The following is a 14,830-nucleotide window of genomic DNA, read 5'->3' as shown; positions in this document are numbered from 1 at the left end:
GCCGGTTGCGGGATCAGGGGCCTCCGCCCCCGACGGGGCAGGGCAGATCCGGGGCGCCGCGGTTGGGGGAGCAGGTGACCAGTGCGACGGAGTGGAAGACCGTGCCGTTCAGGTAGTGGCCGAGCGACACGTCACCACCCCATGCGAGCCGCTCCACGGCGGATCGGACCAGGAGCGCCAGCCGCTCCACGTCCCTTTCGCCCTGGGCGGCGAATCGCGGGGAAAATGCGGCGAGTTGCATCCCCAGCCACTCGCCGGCCTCCTTCGGCTCCTGCCACGTTCCCCGGACCATCGCCGCCGGCTTCACCAGCCAGTGCGCCGTCTGCAGCGGTGGCAGGTCCGCCGTGGGGAACTCGGCCACGGCCGTGCGGTGCCGGTCGACGACGTCGGGGGGACTGCTCGCCGTCGGAGGAGCGCCCGGCGGGCGCCGCAGGCTCTCCTTGTCGAATGTTGCCTTCTCACCCAGCCAGGCGTACCCGTGGATGTGCACCGCGCGCTCCGTTTCCGGGATGGTGACGGCCCCGCCCATCGGCATGTGGGCGGGGCCGCCGAGTGCTCGGCGATCAGGCGGAGAGCCCGAACCTCACCGGGGCGATCCCCGCCGCGTCCAGCTCCGCCGTGGTGAACCGCAACGGCTGAGCCGTCGGCCGCTTGCTGTCACCCTTCACACGCCGTACTGTGCCCACCATTCGGAGAACGGCACCGCACGGGCCATCGCCGCGTCCCTGTACGCCAGGAACCTGGACAAGTGCTCCTCACCCAGGAAATCGGTGCCCAGGTACGTGCCGTCCCCGTCGTAACTCATGGCTCCGACGCTTCGTTCGTCGAAGAGCCAGAAGTCCGGGGCGTCCGGAATCGGGTTCTCCTCGCTCGTGGTGTCCAGGATGAAGAACTCCTCCCCGGCCGCCATGTTCCGGTGGTACCCCCACGAGAGCTCGAACCGCAGATAGTCGGTCAGCGGGCGGGCGAGGATGTGAACCCGGTAGATGCGCTTCCCTGACCGGACCGCGTCCCCGACCGTCTTCACCCAGCCGGCCGTCTTGTACTCCTCCGGCTGGGGCTCACCGGCGAGGAAGGCCCTATAGGCATCGACGCCGCCGGATTTGCTGTAGTCGTCCAGGGTCTCCAGCCGGAAGGCTTCCCGGTCAAAGGTTTTGAGCCAGTCCCCCAGCGTCTTAGATGAGGTTGTCACGGATGGCCTTTCGGACGAGTTCGACCGGGATTTCCACCAGTGTTTCGTGGGCCGGAAGGTCCAGCCCGTGCTCGGCCAACCTGCCCCCTTGGATGGCGAGCGTGCCCCTGTCCGTGGCGTAGATGGTGGGGCACTCACCCTCGTCACACTCGCCCACCAGTCGTGTCAGCTTCACGGCCTGCCTCCTCGTCGCCGGGTGTCGGGACGATGCTCGCGGGCCCCGCCCTGAGGAAACAAGGTGTATGAGTTTCCGTTACTGGAAATCGCCCACTCTTCAGCGGTGGGGTCGGATCAGACCCAGTACTTCTCGTGCGGGACGCCGCGCTCCCAGACCGCTTCGAACGCAGTCGCGGCCAGGTGCGCCACGGCCGCTTCGGAGCGGACTTCCCAGCCTGGCGGGGACCAGTCCCCGGCCCCCGTGAAGTGGTTGAAGAGCACGGTCTCTCCGTCGAACACCCAGCAGTCGTTCCCGGGCAGCGCGATGTCCGACGCGTGCCGCCTGGGCAGCCACCGGACCTGCTCTCCGGCGTGGAGGTTGACCACGGTCCCGGCGTGCTCGTACCGGATGTAATCCGTGACCGGTTCCGAGACAACGCGCGCCCGGCGAACGACCACGCCCCGGGCGACCGTGCTGCGGATCAATTCGACCCACGGCGTCCAGTAAGGGGACGCCGGATCGACGTCACGCCGCCCCGTGCGCTGCCAGTTCTCGAAGTCCTCCGCCTCGTCGCCGACCCCGTATTCATCCCGCATCTCCAGGTGCACGGCCGAGTGCCGGCATGCGGCCAGCAACTCGTCAAAGCCGGGCTCGTTCAGCGACATCGCACGCCCCCCTCGGCAGCGGGTGGCCCGTGCCAGCCCGCATGAGCGTCACGGGTCGGCCGCGCGCCCGTCAAGGGCGCGGGGATTCACCGGGCGGGAGTGCGACGTCCGGCTAGCGGCAGAACGTGTGGGCCGTCGCCATGATCTGTGTCGCCTGCTTCGGGGTGATGTCGAGCTCCCGCATCGTCTTCTTCGCCTGGTCCCCGAGGGCCTGGCCCCGGGCGACACAGAGCGCGTTGCCGTGGGCCACGAGGGTGTCATCGTCGATGTGTGACAGGTCCGAGTAGTTCTTCCGGAGAATCATGAGGTAGAGCCCGGACGACGCCCCTGTCAGCGTCCGCACCTTCTCGGGGCTCGCCGAGGGGGTGGCGGACACGGTCGCCGGTGCCGGCGAGGCAGCCGCATCTTTGTCACCGGACTTCTCGCACGCCGACGTTCCGAGAACGGCGACGGTCAGAACGAGGGCGAGCGAGGGCAGGCGCTTGTACATGAATCTCCTGGTGCGTAGGGAAGAGAGGAGCATTCTTCCCTACGCACCGACCGGTCAGCTGTGACGGAGTTCCGCCCAGGTTTCCGGGCCGACGACTCCGGTCGGCTTCAGGCCGCGCTTCTCCTGAAAGAGCACGGTCGCCCGCTCCGTCCTCACCCCGAAGACGCCTGCGACTTCGCCGTCTTCCGCGTCCTCGAAGTTCGGCCCGTAGCCCCAGAAGTCCAGCAGGCACTGGGCCTCTCTGACCGTGGCGCCCCGGCTGCCGAGGTGGACCGTCGGCGGGGTCGTGCGGATGTCGTAGCTGCACTGCACGCCTTCCATATCGGCGGCCGAGGCGGTGGTGAGGGCGGTTGCGCCGGTCAATAGTGCGGTGGCGAGGGCGGCTGAGGCCGCGGTGCATTTCAGTAATCTCATGGCTCAGACATTAGTGATCACCACGGAAAGACGCCCGGCATTTTTTTCCAGGCTACGAGGCTGTCACCGTGCTCCCGCGCCTCAGAGGAGGTGGTCGGCCTTGCCCGCCTTGATGTCGCGGATCAGGGTACGGAGCGCTTCGCGGGTGTCGGTGATGTGGTGGTCCTCGGCGCCGTTGACGGCGATGTAGGCGTTGCCGACGGGGTCGGTCCCTATCCGGAAGCAGTTCGCCGCCTCTCCGCAGAACGCTTCTTCCCAAGTAATTCCCAGCAACGGGCGCCTCCTCAGAGCAGGTGGTCGGCCTTCCCGGCCTTGATATCGCGAATGAGAGTCCGGAGGGCCTCGCGGGAGTCGGTCACGTAGTAGTCCTCGGCACCGTTGACAGCAATGTACGCGTTGTCAGCGCTGTCGGTACCTACCCGGAAGCAGGAGTTGCCCTCCCCGCAGTAGGGGTCTTCCCAGCTGATGTCGGGCATCGCGTGGCTCCTCAGAGAAGGTGGTCGGCCTTGCCTGCTTTAATTTCGCGGATCAGGATCCGCAGGGCCTCACGGGTGTCAGTGATGTAGTGATCCTCGAAGCCGTTCACAGCGATGTAGGCATTATCGGTGGCATCGATACCTATACGGAAGCAGGCACTTCCCTCCGCGCAGTACGGGTCTTCCCAGGTGATGTCGGGCATCGCGTGGCTCCTCAGAGTTGTCGAGCGATCTCGTGGATGAATGCCCGCGACTCGTCCGGCCCCAACGAGAGCCGCTCCATCCATTCCAGCTGAGCACGGTACTTGGACAACTGTGCCTCCGCGTAAAGGAATTCTGGTCCATGTGTGCTGTCTGTCTGAGCGGTGTCGAGCTGGGGGACAGGGCCTTCGGCATAGACGAGCGTCTGCCCTGCGCCGGGGAACGCACCACCGCTCACAGGCAGGACATTCAAGGTCACATGGCTGAGCTCGGACATGTTCAAAAGGTGCTCCAACTGAGCGCGCGCCACAGCCCGCCCGCCGAATTGCATGCGGAGTGCCGCCTCGTGCACGATGCCGTGGTAATCGGGCGCACCTTCCTTGACCAGGACTTGTTGACGCTCCAGCCGGTGGACCAATCGCGCTTCGAGTTCCCGCTGAGGCAGGGCCGGGACGGCCACCTCGAAGATCGTGCGCGCGTGATCGACCGTCTGCAACAGACCTGGAATGTGCACAGTGTGTGCGGTTTTGAGCCTCACAGCGTGGGCTTCCAGCTCGGAGATATCAAGCAGCTTCCCCGGCAGCACCCCTCGGTAGCGTTCCCACCAACCCGGGCTACTCGACTCGGCCATCTCCGCGAGCGCGTCGACGTAAGCGCCGTCCGGACAAGCGCAATGACACGCCCAACTCCGCAAGCGTTCAGGGCTGATCGCCCGCAGGCCCCGCTCCATATTGGAGATCTTGCTGCGATCGACGCCGAGCAGCGACGCGACGGCCTCGGCACTCACACCCGCAGCCACGCGCATCTTGTGCAACTCAGCACCCAGCCGCTTCTGACGCTCCGTGGGCGACGTCCTCTGAGCCATGGCATCCCTTCGCGCAGTCGGTCGGCAGCAGTCTGCCGCGCGGGCGCGCCCACCATCCACCCGTAGGGCCATTTTCCCGTTGCAGGGGCCAAATGGCCCCTCGGTCCGCTACCTTCAGTACCGCACCGCTCACGCACAGCGCGAGCCGGAAGTGCATCGCGTGAGCACGCCCGCATCCTCCTGCCCTGGGAGTGGCGTTCTCGCGCTCAGGGAGACAAGCCACCGGCCACCGGCGTGGGCGTACCCGTACCCCACACCCCACACTGGGAGCTGCCGCATGTCCGTCAGCCTCTGCCCGCTCATCACCCCCGACGGCGCCTACCCCACACCCCCCGCGCCCAAAGACCCCGCCCGCCTCGCCTACAGCTTCACCGTCCCCGGCGAGCCCCGGTCCGCCGGTGTCGCCCGCAGCAGCGTCCGTACCGCCCTCCAGGCCCACGGCCTCGGCAACCTCGTCGAGCCCGCCACCCAGATCATGGGTGAACTCGTCGCCTGCGGCGGCCGGTTCGCGCCCGGGCAGGATCTCTACTACTCCCTCTGCTGGCGCGACGGAATCCTCCGCCTGGTCAACTGGGACCCCCACCACTCCCACTCCAACCCGGACCTCGCCGCCACCTGCACGTCACGCCGCAAGCGCATGCTGATGCTCGTGGCGTGCGTCGTCCACGAGTGCGGCGGAACCTGGGGCATCGCCGACCCGAAGCCCGCCTCGGAGGGTACGACGGTCTGGGCGAACCTGCCGCAGGCCGGGGCGGTCGCCTACACGGCCCGTCGCGACTGAGGGCACCCGCCCGGCGGCAACCGCTCCGCGTGCCGCCCCCGGCACCCCGGCGTAGTGTCCTGATATGCGTGTCAGGGGCTGCGCCCGGTGACCGGGCGCGGTGAGCGGTCGGAGGCGGCAGCCGATCCGCTCGGCGAGGCTTTGGCGGCGGCCGTACACCGTACGGGTGCCATGGCCGGGGGCGTCTACCTGCGGGATCCGGCCGGGGCGGCCCTCCGTCTGGTCGTGATCTGCGGCCTGTCCGTCGAGGCGTTCGCCCCCTGGTGGCAGGTGCCGCTCGCCTCCCGGGGCCCGGCGCAGGACGCGGTGCGCGAGGAGCGGCTCGTCTGGCTCGGCTCGCAGGAGGAGTTCGCCCGCTCCTATCCGCGCGCCGCCGCCGGCGTCCCCTACCGGTTTGCTCTGGCCATCGCGCCGCTCAAAGGCGCCCACGGGCCCTGGGGAGCCCTGATGCTGCTGTGGCCCCCGACCCGCCCGGCCCGGCTGCCCCTCCGCGAGCGGGGGAACATCGCCTTCAGCGCCCGGCGCGTCGCCCGGGTCCTGGACGCGGCCTCCCGCCCGCCGGCCGTTCCGGACCGGCCCCGCTCCGTCTCCGCGCACTGCCACAGCGCGCACCACCCCGGTGTACGGCGGACGGAGTGGGGGCTCGCGGCGGCCGACCTGGTCGAACGCCTTCCCCTCGGTGCCTTCGCCCTCGACGTGGAGGGGCGGGTGACGTTCGCCAACACCGCCGCCGCCGGCCTGCTCGGCGCGTCCACGGAGGAGCTGCTGGGCACCCGGCCGTGGGGGACGCTGCCCTGGCTGGACAACGTGCCCTGCATGGACGCCTACCGCACCGCCATCAGCAGCCGCGAGCCCGTCGCCCTGACCGTCCTGCGCCCGCCGGACCGGTGGCTCGACCTCCGCCTCCACCCGGACGACAGCGGCGTCAGCGTCCTCGTCACCCCGGGCGGCACCGCCGACCGCCCGCCCGAGCCCGCCGCCACCGAACCGGCCGCGAGCCGCATCCACCTGCTGGTGTACCTGGCGGCGGCGCTGGCCGAGGCCGTGGGCGCCCAGGACGTCGTCGACCTGGTCACCGAGCAGGTGCTGCCCGCCTTCGGCGCCCAGGGCCTGATCATGTCCACCGCCGAAGCGGGCCGCATCCGGATCATCGGGTACCGCGGCTACGACCCGGAGGTCGTCGGGCAGCTCGACGGGCTGGCCACGGACGCCGACCTCACCCCCGCCGGCCACGCCCTGGCCACCGGCACGTCCTCCTTCTTCGCCGACCGCGCCGAGCTGGCCCGCGCCTACCCCAGGACGCCGCAGCTCAGCGACAAGCAAGCCTGGGCGTTCCTGCCGCTGATCACCTCCGGGCGGCCCATCGGCTGCTGCCTGCTCGCCTACGACCACCCCCACACCTTCACCGCCGCCGAGCGCTCCGTCCTCACCCCGCTGGCGGGCCTCATCGCCCAGGCCCTGGACCGGGCCCGGCTCTACGACGCCACGCACAACCTGGCCCACGCCCTCCAGCAGGCCCTCCTGCCCCACGCCCTGCCCACCGTCGCCGGGCTCGGCATCGCCGCCCGCTACCTGCCCGCCAGCCACGGCCTGGACATCGGTGGCGACTTCTACGACCTCATCCGCCTCACCGACACCACCGTCGCGGCGGTCATCGGCGATGTGCAGGGCCACGACGTGACGGCCGCCGCCCTCATGGGCCAGGTCCGCACGGCCGTCCACTCCCACGCCACGGCCGGCGCGACCCCCGACCAGGTCCTGACCCGCACCGACCGCGATCTGGCCGACCTGGGCGCCGACCGCTTCGTCACCTGCCTCTACGCCCACCTCGACCTCGCCCGCCACCAGGTGACGCTCGCCAGCGCCGGGCACCCGCCGCCGCTCCTGCGCCCGCCCGGCCGCCCGGCCCGCACCGTCGACCTCGAACCCGGCCCGCCCCTCGGCCTCGGCCTGGGGACCCCCGCCCCTCCCGCCTATCCGCTCACCACGCTGCCCCTGCCCGAAGGGGCCCTCCTCGCCCTCTACACCGACGGCCTCGTGGAGATCCCCGGCAGCGACATCGGCCGGACCACCGCCGACCTCGCCCGGCACCTCGGCGCGTCGGGGAACCCGCCCCTGCACCACCTCGTCGACAGCCTCGTCCACCACGCCCGCCCCACCGACCGCTACACGGACGACATCGCCCTGCTCCTGCTCCAGCCCTCGCACACCTCCCCCGTCAGGACGAAACTGGAAGAAAAGGGGGCTTTCAGGGAGGTGGACGAGTCATGACCGCGACAGCCTGGAACGACACGCCCGTCGCGCTCGAAGGTGACGGCGTCGAGGTCCGCGTCCAGGAACTCGGCGGAGACATGTCCGCCGGCTTCTTCCGGCTCCCCAAGGGGACGGACATGGGGCCGGCCTTGCAGGGTCTGCCCGACGACCTGTGCCAGTGCCCCCACTGGGGTTACGTGTTCAAGGGCCGGTTGAAGCTGCGGACGAACCACGGGGACGAGACCTACGAGGCGGGCCAGGCGTTCCACTGGCCGCCCGGACACGCCCCGGAGGCGCTGGAAGACTGCGAGTTCCTTGACTTCTCGCCGTCGAAGGAGTTCGCCGAGGTGATCGACCACGTGAAGTCACAGATGGGGTGAACTTCGGTTAACTTCCCCAAGTGGGGTGGTACGCACGCCCTTTGGCGCCGCGTCGCCCCGCCTCCCGCCCCCGCACTCGAACCGGTGGTCTCCACCACTCGTACGGGCGAGATCACGTGACGGGGCCGCCGGGGGACGCGACGCTCTCCGGGTGCCCGAGTCGATCAGCACTCGGCATCGCATCCTCAACCGGGAGTTCTTTCATGAACGTTCGTCGTTCCCTGTCGGCCGCCGTCGGCGCCGCGGCCCTCATGCTCGGCCTGGCCTCCGCGGCGTCCGCCACCCCCGCCGCCATGAACCCCTGCGGGTTCTACGAGACGGGCAGCGACGCGTACTACAACCACTGCACCGGTGACGGCTCCCGCATCATCATCGAGGTGGAGGTCTGGGGCCCGAATTACGAGAGGTGCGTGGGCCCGGGCGTCTCCTGGCTGGGATCCGCCGGCAAGATCGACGGCGCCCACTACGTGGGCCGCACCTGCTGATCGGACGCTGATGAGGAGCCCGGGGCCCGCGCCCCGGGCTCCTCCGCGGGCGCCGCGGTTCACACCGCCGGGCCGGGGGCCGTCCGCCGCCGGTGGTACGCGACCGTCACCGCCGCGAGCAGCGGAGCCCAGGCCAGGAGCGGCAGATAGCAGGCGAACAGCAGCAGGTCCTGGGCCCGGCTCCCGTCGAAACCGTCGCCCAGGCCGGCGAACTGGGCGTAGAAGGCCCAGGCGCACAGCGCCGACACGGCCGCCGCGCCCAGCAGCGCCGGGACCACGGCGGCCATCGGCCGCACCGGCCGGCCGCCCAGCAGGGGGATCCAGCGCGGTACGACCTCGCCCCACGGCCGCACCAGGCCGAGCGTCAGCAGGGCGAGGGCCTCGGAGACCACGCTGAGCATGACGACGTACAGCACCTCCCAGCCGCCCCGGACGGGCTCTGCGGCCACGGGAAGGTCCAGCACCAGGGCGATCCGCCACAGGCCGGAGGGCAGGGTGGCCAGGGGCACGGCATGGGCGGCGAGGGCGGCCCAGCGGGGCACGTCCGGCAGGGCGACGATCTTCAGCATGGGATCCATGCTGGTGGCGGGGGTGCCGCCGCACGTCGGCCCACGGGCCGAGCCGCCTCCGCCGCACGGGGGAGCCGCGGGTACGACTACTCCGTACTCTCCCGGTACGCCCGCAGCCACACCCCGTGGATGCCGTCCCAGTCCGTCAGCTCCTCCACGAGCGGGTGGGCCGACCCCTTGCCCTCCAGGCTCAGGACCACGCCCGCCTCCTTGCCCTTCTCGCGGCTGTCGCCCTTCTCGTGCTTCTCGCCCTTCTCATGGGTGTCCGCGTCGATCTGCACGTCCGTCACCCGGAACCCGCGCTTCGTGCACAGCTCCAGGACCCGGCCCAGCAGCCCCCGGCGCGTCCGGTAGCTCAGCCGCAGCTCGACCCGCTCGGCCACCGGGGCCGTCGTCATGCGCCGCGTCACCATCGGGAAGCCGCGGACCACGAGGAAGTGGACGACGGTCGCCGCCGCGCCCAGCAGCGGCAGGCCGCCGCCGCAGGCCATGCCGACGGCGCAGGTCAGCCAGATCGTGGCCGCGGTCGTCAGGCCGCGCACCGCGTCCCGGCGCACGAAGATCAGGCCGCCGCCGATGAAGCCGATCCCGGAGACGATCTGGCCGGCCACCCGTGAGGGGTCGGACTGGAGGTCCTCCAGCCCGGCGACCGCGCCGAAGCCGTGGATGGACACCTCCATGAACAGGGCGCTGCCCACCCCGACGAGGGTGTGCGTGCGCAGTCCCGCGCTCTTCTGCTGCAGTTCGCGTTCCAGGCCGATGAGTGAGGAGAGCAGGAGCGCGAGGCCCAGCTCGACGATCTGACGGACACCTTGGCCGCTCCCCGGTTCGAACAGCGGGGCGGCTAGATACTCGGCTATTCGCATACCCAATGATGGCTTGAAATGTACTGTCAGAGAGGGGAGTTGCATGCCCTCTTCCGCCCATGCGCGCGCAGTGGTTTCCTTCCGCACCATGAGACCCAGCCAGAAGGCCCGGATATCCCTCGGCGCCGCGCTGCTCGCCTGCGCCGCCCCGCTGACCCTGCTCACCACCCCGGCGGGCGCCGCCCCGACCCCTTCCGCCACCCCGCCCACCGTGGAGGAGCAGCGCCTCACCGGCCCCGTGCCGCAGGAGATCCTGCGCCGCGGCGGCTTCGACGACGTGGCCCCGGCCTTCGGCCGTGCCCTGGCCGCGGCCCGCACGCCCGAGCAGGCCGGCGGCCTGGCGGTGCGCGACGGCCGGGCCCTGTGGCGGCGGGCCGTGGACCGGGCCCAGGGCCGCGGGCCCGGCCCCGGGCGCGCCGGGGACCTGAGCCGGGACGACGACCGCCCGCTGTACTGGGCCCGGCTGGGGATGACCCGGGCCCTGCGGGAGTGGAAGCCGGCCTTCCCGCTGTCCGGGCCGCAGCGGGCCGCGCTGATCGCGAAGGTCGAGCGGTCCTCGCGCGGCCAGGACTCCATCGACCTCCCGGCGGGCGACCGGGTCAAGCGCGTCCTGGTCACGGGCTTCGACCCGTTCCAGCTCGACGCCGACGCGCGGCGCTCCAACCCCTCGGGGGCCGCGGCGCTCGCCCTGGACGGCACGACGATCGACACCCCCGCCGGCCCGGCGCGGATCGAGACGGCCGTCTTCCCCGTGCGCTGGGCGGACTTCGCGGACGGCACCGTCGAGCGGACGCTGCTGCCGCACTTCACGCCCGGGCCCCGGCGCGTGGACCTCTTCACCACCATCAGCCAGGGCCGGCCCGGCCGGTTCGACGTCGAGCGCACCAACGGCGCCTGGCGCGGCGGGTATCCGGACAACGCCCGCGTCTCCCGCACGGAGACGGTGCCCGTGCCGGCGGACGTGCCCACCGTGCGCCCGCAGCCGCAGTGGACCACGACGACGCTCCCGTACGCCGCGCTCACCGCCGCGGGCACCGGCCCGTACCCCGTGTACGACAACACCGCCGTCACGGAGATCCCGGCGGGCGGGACGGATCCCGTGGAGCGGCCGGACGGGCCGACGCCGGGTTCGACCGCCCGCGAGGGCGGCGGGGGCGACTACCTCTCCAACGAGATCGCCTACCGCGCGACGCTGCTGCGCGACGCGGTGCGGCTGCGGGTGCCGGGCGGCCACCTGCACACCCCGGTGCTGGAGTTCGGTGCCGGCAACACCGACCCCGCGACGGGGCGGATCACCGACCCCGGCTTCGTCCGGAACCGGGTCGCGATCACCGGGCAGGTGCGGTCCGTGCTCGCGGTGGCCGTGGGGGCCGCCCGGCGGCCATGATGGCCGCATGATCATCGCTAGCGCGCAGTTCACCGCCCGGCCGTGCGACGTGGCGGGCAACGCCGCCCGCATGGCCGGGCTCGTCACGGAGGCCGGCGGGCGGGGCGCCGCGCTCGTCGTCTTCCCCGAGCTGGCCGTCCCCGGCTACGAGCTCGCCGCCATAGCCGCCGCCCCGGCCCGGCTGACGACCGCCCCCGACGACCCCCGGCTGGCGCCGGTCCGCGAGGCGTGCCGGGCGGCCGGGGTGGCGGCGGTGGTCAACTGCGCGGGGCCCACGGCCGCGGGGCCGGCGATCAGCTCGTACGTCTACGGGCCCGACGGGGCGCTCCTCGCCCGTTACGACAAGCAGCACGTGACGGACACGGAGCTCGCCGAGGGATTCGTCCCGGGGACGGGCGACCGCGGATTCACCCTGGACGGCACCGCCTTCGGGCTCGCCGTCTGCTTCGACGCCCACTTCCCCGACCTCGCCGCCCGCGCGGCCGCCGGCGGGGCGCGGGTGCTGCTGGCGAGCTCGCTCTACGGCCGGGGCGGCGGGGCCGCGGAGCGGATGGAGATCTTCCCGGCGCTGGCGAAGGACTACGGCCTGTTCGTGCTGCTCGCCAACCACGTGGGGCCGGCCGGCCCGTACGACGCCTGCGGGCTGAGCGCCGTCTGGGCACCGGACGGCGGCGTGCTCGCCGAGGCCTCCGGCACGGACCCGGGGCTCACCCTGGCCGAGGTGGCCTGACCCCGGCTCAGCCGAGCGCTGCGGCTTCGCGGGCACCGCCCTCGCCGCCGGCCGGCTCGTCCGCCAGGTCCCGCACGAGGAGCGTGGCGCCCGCGACCGCGCCCGGCATGACGAACACGGCGACCAGCGGCACCAGGAACAGCAGCGTCAGCGGCACCCCGAAGCCGAGGACGAGGAGCTTGCGGGAGCGCAGCAGCCGCAGCCGCTCGCGCAGCGGGACGCCGCGGCGCTGGAGGGCGACGGCGGTGAGTTCCTCGGTGAGGAAGAAACCGGAGATGCAGAACCCGACGGCCGGGACGACGGTCTGCCCGAGAACGGGCACGAAGCCGAGGGCGAAGAGCAGGACGCCCCAGAGGGCGACCCGCACGAGCACGGCGAGGCTCTCACGGGCGGAGATCCACAGCTCCCGCCAGAGCGGCAGCCCCGACTCGGGCACGTCGCCGCCCTCGGCCCGGTCGACGCGCTCGGACAGCGCCTCGTAGAAGGGCTGGCCGACCAGCAGGGTCACGGCGGTGAAGGAGATGAGGGCGAGGAGCAGGCTGCCGCCGAAGAACAGGACGGTCAGCGCGCCCCGGAAGATCCCGAGCCACGGCGAGGCCCAGCCGTCGGCGAAGGGGGTGGCCCAGTCGATCACGTCGTCGGCCCACAGGCACAGGGCGGCGAACGCGGCCGCGTACCCGAGAAAGGTGATCAACCCGGGAAGCAGCCCGAAGCCCCACTGCCGCCGGTGCCGCCCGACCCAGCGCTGGCCCTGGGCCAGGTATTTCATGCCTGCTACGAGGTCTCGCATGGCGGGAAGGGTATCGGCAGGCTGCTGCCCCTGCGGTGTCGTCGGCGTGCCCGCCTGCGAGCGGCTCGCTCGCGACAAGCGGCGGGCCGGCCGCGACAAGCGGCGGGCCGGCCGTGCCCTGGCAGGGCGGGGGCGGGCCGAGTCCGGCGGGGGGGGCGGCCGCGAGAGCCGCATCGCCCGGGCCGAGAAGGGGCCGGCGGGTACGGGAGCGCGCCGAGTTCGTCGGGGGGTACGGGGCAGGCACATCGCACGGCTGCGGGGGGCCGGGCGGGGCCGGTGCCGCTCGGCGGAGGCGGGGGCCGCCGCGAGTGCCGCAACGCCCGGGCGGACCCGGGGCCGGCGGGTACGCGAACGCGCGCGGGCCGGTTCCCGAGGTCGGGGAGGAACCGGCCCGCGCGCGAGGCAGAGCCCAGCGGCAGCGATCAGGCAGTGATCAGGCGCCGAGGGTGACGATCATCTTGCCCGTGTTCTCGCCGCGCAGCATGCCGAGGAAGGCGTCCAGCGTGTTGTCGATGCCCTCGACGACGGTCTCGCGGTACTTGAGCTCGCCGGAGCGCACCCAGGCGCCGACTTCCTGGACGAACTGCTCTTGCAGACCACGGTGGTCGGCGACGAGCAGGCCCTGGATCCGCAGCCGCTTGGCGATGACGGCGGCGAGGTTGCGCGGGGCCGGCGTCGGCTCGGTCGCGTTGTAGATCGAGATCATGCCGCAGACGGCGACCCGGCCGTGGACGTTCAGGGAGCTGATGGCCGCTTCGAGGTGCTCGCCGCCGACGTTGTCGAAGTAGACGTCGATGCCGTCGGGGGCCGCCTGCTTGAGCTGCTCGGCGACCGGGCCGTCCTTGTAGTTGAAGGCGGCGTCGAAGCCGTACTCCTCGACGAGGAGCTTGACCTTGTCGTCCGAGCCCGCGCTGCCGATGACGCGCGAGGCGCCCTTGAGCTTGGCGATCTGGCCGACCTGGCTGCCGACCGCGCCCGCGGCGCCGGAGACGAACACGGCGTCGCCCTCCTTGAAGGAGGCGACCTCCAGCAGCCCGGCGTAGGCGGTGAGACCCGGCATGCCGAGCACGCCGAGGTACGTCGACAGCGGGGCGACGTCCGCGGAGACCTTGACGGCGGCGTCGGCGTCGACCAGCGCGTACTCGCGCCAGCCGAGGCCGTGCAGCACGTGGTCACCGGCGGCGAAGGCGTCGGAACCCGAGGCGACGACCTCGCCGACCGCGCCGCCCAGCATCGGCTTCCCGAGCTCGTAGGGCGGGGTGTAGGACTTCACGTCGTTCATGCGGCCGCGCATGTACGGATCGACCGACAGGTGGATGTTGCGGACCAGGATCTGCCCGTCGCCGGGCTCGGGGATCTCCGTCTCGCGCAGCTCGAAGTCCTCGGGCTTCGGCCAGCCGTGCGGGCGGGCGACGAGATGCCATTCACGGCCGGTGGTGGGCTTTGCGGACATGGAACGAAGCCTCCTAATAGTTCAGCTACTGAAACAACCATGCTCCTCGATATTTCATGTTGTCAAGTAACCCGCTAGCCTGGGTGTCATGGTCCCTCGAACCGATCCGCTCTCCCGTGAGGTGGTCGACCTCATCGCGACCGTCGTGGCGCGCTACCACGAGGAGTACGAGGACGCCGCGGCCAAGCACGCGCTCACCGGCGCCCAGGCGAAGGTGCTGACGCTGCTGGCGCGCGAGCCGCTGCCCATGCGCAGGATCGCCCAGCAGCTGCGGTGCGAGCCGTCCAACATCACCGGCATCGTCGACCGCCTGGAAGCCCGGGGCCTGGCCGAACGCCGCCCGGACCCCGACGACCGCCGCGTCAAACTCGCGGCGGCCACGGAGGAGGGCCACCGGACCGCCGTCCGGCTGGGCGAATCCCTGGACTTCGCGCGCGAACCGCTGGCGAGCTTGTCGACGCGGGAGCGGACGGTTCTGCGGGACCTGCTGCGGCGCATGCTGGGGGGCTAGCCGCCCTGGCCTTGGGGTCTTCGGCTGCGGCCGCGTTGCCGCGTTGCCGCCTACGGCGCGTCCGTCGTTGCCGCCTGCGGCGGCGAGCGCCCTGCGGGCGCGTCCTCAATCGCCGGACGGGCGGTACACCCCCTCCCGCGAGTGTGGGAACCCCCCCCATCAAAT

General features: G+C 71.8%; 21 protein-coding genes and 1 pseudogene. 7 read left to right on the top strand and 15 right to left on the bottom strand.

What is annotated here, in order from left to right:
- Window positions 1-13: 13 nt before the first annotated feature.
- The 11 genes and pseudogenes from ABZ951_RS26505 to ABZ951_RS26455 form a co-directional block, all read right to left on the bottom strand.
- Window positions 14-490 carry a hypothetical protein gene (locus ABZ951_RS26505; protein WP_344089337.1) on the bottom strand — a complete coding sequence of 159 codons (477 nt, stop codon included), beginning with the start codon at window positions 488-490 and terminating at the stop codon, window positions 14-16.
- 73 nt (window positions 491-563) lie between these two features.
- A pseudogene (locus ABZ951_RS26500) lies at window positions 564-662 on the bottom strand (DUF397 domain-containing protein); the annotation flags it as partial.
- A gap of 2 nt (window positions 663-664) precedes the next feature.
- Window positions 665-1,192, bottom strand: coding sequence for a DUF6879 family protein (locus tag ABZ951_RS26495; protein ID WP_344089336.1), 528 nt, complete (start codon window positions 1,190-1,192; stop codon window positions 665-667).
- Window positions 1,176-1,367, bottom strand: coding sequence for a hypothetical protein (locus ABZ951_RS26490; protein WP_344089335.1), 192 nt, complete (start codon window positions 1,365-1,367; stop codon window positions 1,176-1,178). Before ABZ951_RS26490 ends, ABZ951_RS26495 begins: the two co-directional genes overlap by 17 nt.
- Before the next feature lie 116 nt (window positions 1,368-1,483).
- Entirely contained in the window at window positions 1,484-2,014 is a 531-nt protein-coding gene (locus ABZ951_RS26485; protein ID WP_344089334.1) for a DUF6879 family protein, read from the bottom strand.
- A 112-nt stretch (window positions 2,015-2,126) separates the two neighbouring features.
- Entirely contained in the window at window positions 2,127-2,504 is a 378-nt protein-coding gene (locus ABZ951_RS26480) for a hypothetical protein (protein ID WP_344089333.1), read from the bottom strand.
- 54 nt (window positions 2,505-2,558) lie between these two features.
- On the bottom strand, window positions 2,559-2,918 hold the full coding sequence (locus ABZ951_RS26475) for a peptidoglycan-binding domain-containing protein (protein WP_344089332.1): 360 nt from the start codon (window positions 2,916-2,918) through the stop codon (window positions 2,559-2,561).
- A gap of 81 nt (window positions 2,919-2,999) precedes the next feature.
- On the bottom strand, window positions 3,000-3,191 hold the full coding sequence (locus ABZ951_RS26470; protein ID WP_344089331.1) for a hypothetical protein: 192 nt from the start codon (window positions 3,189-3,191) through the stop codon (window positions 3,000-3,002).
- 11 nt (window positions 3,192-3,202) lie between these two features.
- Complete coding sequence (locus ABZ951_RS26465) at window positions 3,203-3,394, bottom strand: hypothetical protein (RefSeq protein WP_344089330.1); 192 nt, start codon at window positions 3,392-3,394, stop codon at window positions 3,203-3,205.
- Between the two features lie 11 nt (window positions 3,395-3,405).
- The gene (locus ABZ951_RS26460) at window positions 3,406-3,597 is read right to left on the bottom strand and encodes a hypothetical protein (protein ID WP_344089329.1); all 192 of its coding nucleotides are present in this window, start codon (window positions 3,595-3,597) and stop codon (window positions 3,406-3,408) included.
- A gap of 11 nt (window positions 3,598-3,608) precedes the next feature.
- Window positions 3,609-4,460, bottom strand: coding sequence for a helix-turn-helix transcriptional regulator (locus tag ABZ951_RS26455; RefSeq protein ID WP_344089328.1), 852 nt, complete (start codon window positions 4,458-4,460; stop codon window positions 3,609-3,611).
- 277 nt (window positions 4,461-4,737) lie between these two features.
- Here ABZ951_RS26455 and ABZ951_RS26450 point away from each other — a divergent pair, with 277 nt between their 5' ends.
- The 4 genes from ABZ951_RS26450 (at window position 4,738) to ABZ951_RS26435 (ending at window position 8,359) form a co-directional block, all read left to right on the top strand.
- Window positions 4,738-5,241, top strand: a complete 504-nt coding sequence (locus ABZ951_RS26450) for an ATP-binding protein (protein ID WP_344089327.1) — start codon at window positions 4,738-4,740, stop codon at window positions 5,239-5,241.
- 87 nt (window positions 5,242-5,328) lie between these two features.
- Entirely contained in the window at window positions 5,329-7,512 is a 2,184-nt protein-coding gene (locus ABZ951_RS26445) for a SpoIIE family protein phosphatase (protein WP_344089326.1), read from the top strand.
- Window positions 7,509-7,874, top strand: a complete 366-nt coding sequence (locus ABZ951_RS26440; protein ID WP_344089325.1) for a hypothetical protein — start codon at window positions 7,509-7,511, stop codon at window positions 7,872-7,874. Before ABZ951_RS26445 ends, ABZ951_RS26440 begins: the two co-directional genes overlap by 4 nt.
- 203 nt (window positions 7,875-8,077) lie before the next feature.
- On the top strand, window positions 8,078-8,359 hold the full coding sequence (locus ABZ951_RS26435; RefSeq protein WP_344089324.1) for a DUF6355 family natural product biosynthesis protein: 282 nt from the start codon (window positions 8,078-8,080) through the stop codon (window positions 8,357-8,359).
- Window positions 8,360-8,418: 59 nt separating this feature from the next.
- On the opposite strand, the gene ABZ951_RS26430 is transcribed toward ABZ951_RS26435, so the two are convergent.
- Entirely contained in the window at window positions 8,419-8,928 is a 510-nt protein-coding gene (locus tag ABZ951_RS26430; protein WP_344089323.1) for a hypothetical protein, read from the bottom strand.
- An 86-nt stretch (window positions 8,929-9,014) separates the two neighbouring features.
- The gene (locus ABZ951_RS26425) at window positions 9,015-9,794 is read right to left on the bottom strand and encodes an MgtC/SapB family protein (RefSeq protein WP_344089322.1); all 780 of its coding nucleotides are present in this window, start codon (window positions 9,792-9,794) and stop codon (window positions 9,015-9,017) included.
- Window positions 9,795-9,882: 88 nt separating this feature from the next.
- On the opposite strand from ABZ951_RS26425, the gene ABZ951_RS26420 reads away from it, so the two are divergent.
- Both ABZ951_RS26420 and ABZ951_RS26415 read left to right on the top strand, forming a co-directional pair.
- Entirely contained in the window at window positions 9,883-11,181 is a 1,299-nt protein-coding gene (locus ABZ951_RS26420) for a pyroglutamyl peptidase (protein ID WP_344089321.1), read from the top strand.
- Between the two features lie 7 nt (window positions 11,182-11,188).
- Entirely contained in the window at window positions 11,189-11,911 is a 723-nt protein-coding gene (locus ABZ951_RS26415) for a carbon-nitrogen hydrolase family protein (RefSeq protein WP_344089320.1), read from the top strand.
- Between the two features lie 7 nt (window positions 11,912-11,918).
- On the opposite strand, the gene ABZ951_RS26410 is transcribed toward ABZ951_RS26415, so the two are convergent.
- The gene (locus ABZ951_RS26410; RefSeq protein WP_344089319.1) at window positions 11,919-12,701 is read right to left on the bottom strand and encodes an EI24 domain-containing protein; all 783 of its coding nucleotides are present in this window, start codon (window positions 12,699-12,701) and stop codon (window positions 11,919-11,921) included.
- Window positions 12,702-13,134: 433 nt separating this feature from the next.
- On the bottom strand, window positions 13,135-14,154 hold the full coding sequence (locus ABZ951_RS26405; RefSeq protein WP_344089318.1) for an NADP-dependent oxidoreductase: 1,020 nt from the start codon (window positions 14,152-14,154) through the stop codon (window positions 13,135-13,137).
- Window positions 14,155-14,242: 88 nt separating this feature from the next.
- On the opposite strand from ABZ951_RS26405, the gene ABZ951_RS26400 reads away from it, so the two are divergent.
- Entirely contained in the window at window positions 14,243-14,665 is a 423-nt protein-coding gene (locus tag ABZ951_RS26400; protein WP_344089317.1) for a MarR family transcriptional regulator, read from the top strand.
- Window positions 14,666-14,830: the final 165 nt, after the last annotated feature.

Origin of the sequence: Streptomyces sp. NPDC046215, assembly GCF_040646215.1 — a bacterium.
Taxonomy (GTDB): domain Bacteria; phylum Actinomycetota; class Actinomycetes; order Streptomycetales; family Streptomycetaceae; genus Streptomyces; species Streptomyces stramineus.
Note: the sequence above shows the minus strand (reverse complement) of the source record. Positions and strands in the feature narration are given on the sequence as shown.

Coding starts and splice junctions, on each gene's coding strand:
- ABZ951_RS26485 (WP_344089334.1), bottom strand. CDS start 2,014: ATGTCGCTGAACGAGCCCGGCTTTGACGAGTTGCTGGCCGCATGCCGG.
- ABZ951_RS26480 (WP_344089333.1), bottom strand. CDS start 2,504: ATGTACAAGCGCCTGCCCTCGCTCGCCCTCGTTCTGACCGTCGCCGTT.
- ABZ951_RS26475 (WP_344089332.1), bottom strand. CDS start 2,918: ATGAGATTACTGAAATGCACCGCGGCCTCAGCCGCCCTCGCCACCGCA.
- ABZ951_RS26465 (WP_344089330.1), bottom strand. CDS start 3,394: ATGCCCGACATCAGCTGGGAAGACCCCTACTGCGGGGAGGGCAACTCC.
- ABZ951_RS26460 (WP_344089329.1), bottom strand. CDS start 3,597: ATGCCCGACATCACCTGGGAAGACCCGTACTGCGCGGAGGGAAGTGCC.
- ABZ951_RS26455 (WP_344089328.1), bottom strand. CDS start 4,460: ATGGCTCAGAGGACGTCGCCCACGGAGCGTCAGAAGCGGCTGGGTGCT.
- ABZ951_RS26450 (WP_344089327.1), top strand. CDS start 4,738: ATGTCCGTCAGCCTCTGCCCGCTCATCACCCCCGACGGCGCCTACCCC.
- ABZ951_RS26440 (WP_344089325.1), top strand. CDS start 7,509: ATGACCGCGACAGCCTGGAACGACACGCCCGTCGCGCTCGAAGGTGAC.
- ABZ951_RS26435 (WP_344089324.1), top strand. CDS start 8,078: ATGAACGTTCGTCGTTCCCTGTCGGCCGCCGTCGGCGCCGCGGCCCTC.
- ABZ951_RS26430 (WP_344089323.1), bottom strand. CDS start 8,928: ATGCTGAAGATCGTCGCCCTGCCGGACGTGCCCCGCTGGGCCGCCCTC.
- ABZ951_RS26425 (WP_344089322.1), bottom strand. CDS start 9,794: ATGCGAATAGCCGAGTATCTAGCCGCCCCGCTGTTCGAACCGGGGAGC.
- ABZ951_RS26420 (WP_344089321.1), top strand. CDS start 9,883: ATGAGACCCAGCCAGAAGGCCCGGATATCCCTCGGCGCCGCGCTGCTC.
- ABZ951_RS26415 (WP_344089320.1), top strand. CDS start 11,189: ATGATCATCGCTAGCGCGCAGTTCACCGCCCGGCCGTGCGACGTGGCG.
- ABZ951_RS26410 (WP_344089319.1), bottom strand. CDS start 12,701: ATGCGAGACCTCGTAGCAGGCATGAAATACCTGGCCCAGGGCCAGCGC.
- ABZ951_RS26405 (WP_344089318.1), bottom strand. CDS start 14,154: ATGTCCGCAAAGCCCACCACCGGCCGTGAATGGCATCTCGTCGCCCGC.
- ABZ951_RS26400 (WP_344089317.1), top strand. CDS start 14,243: ATGGTCCCTCGAACCGATCCGCTCTCCCGTGAGGTGGTCGACCTCATC.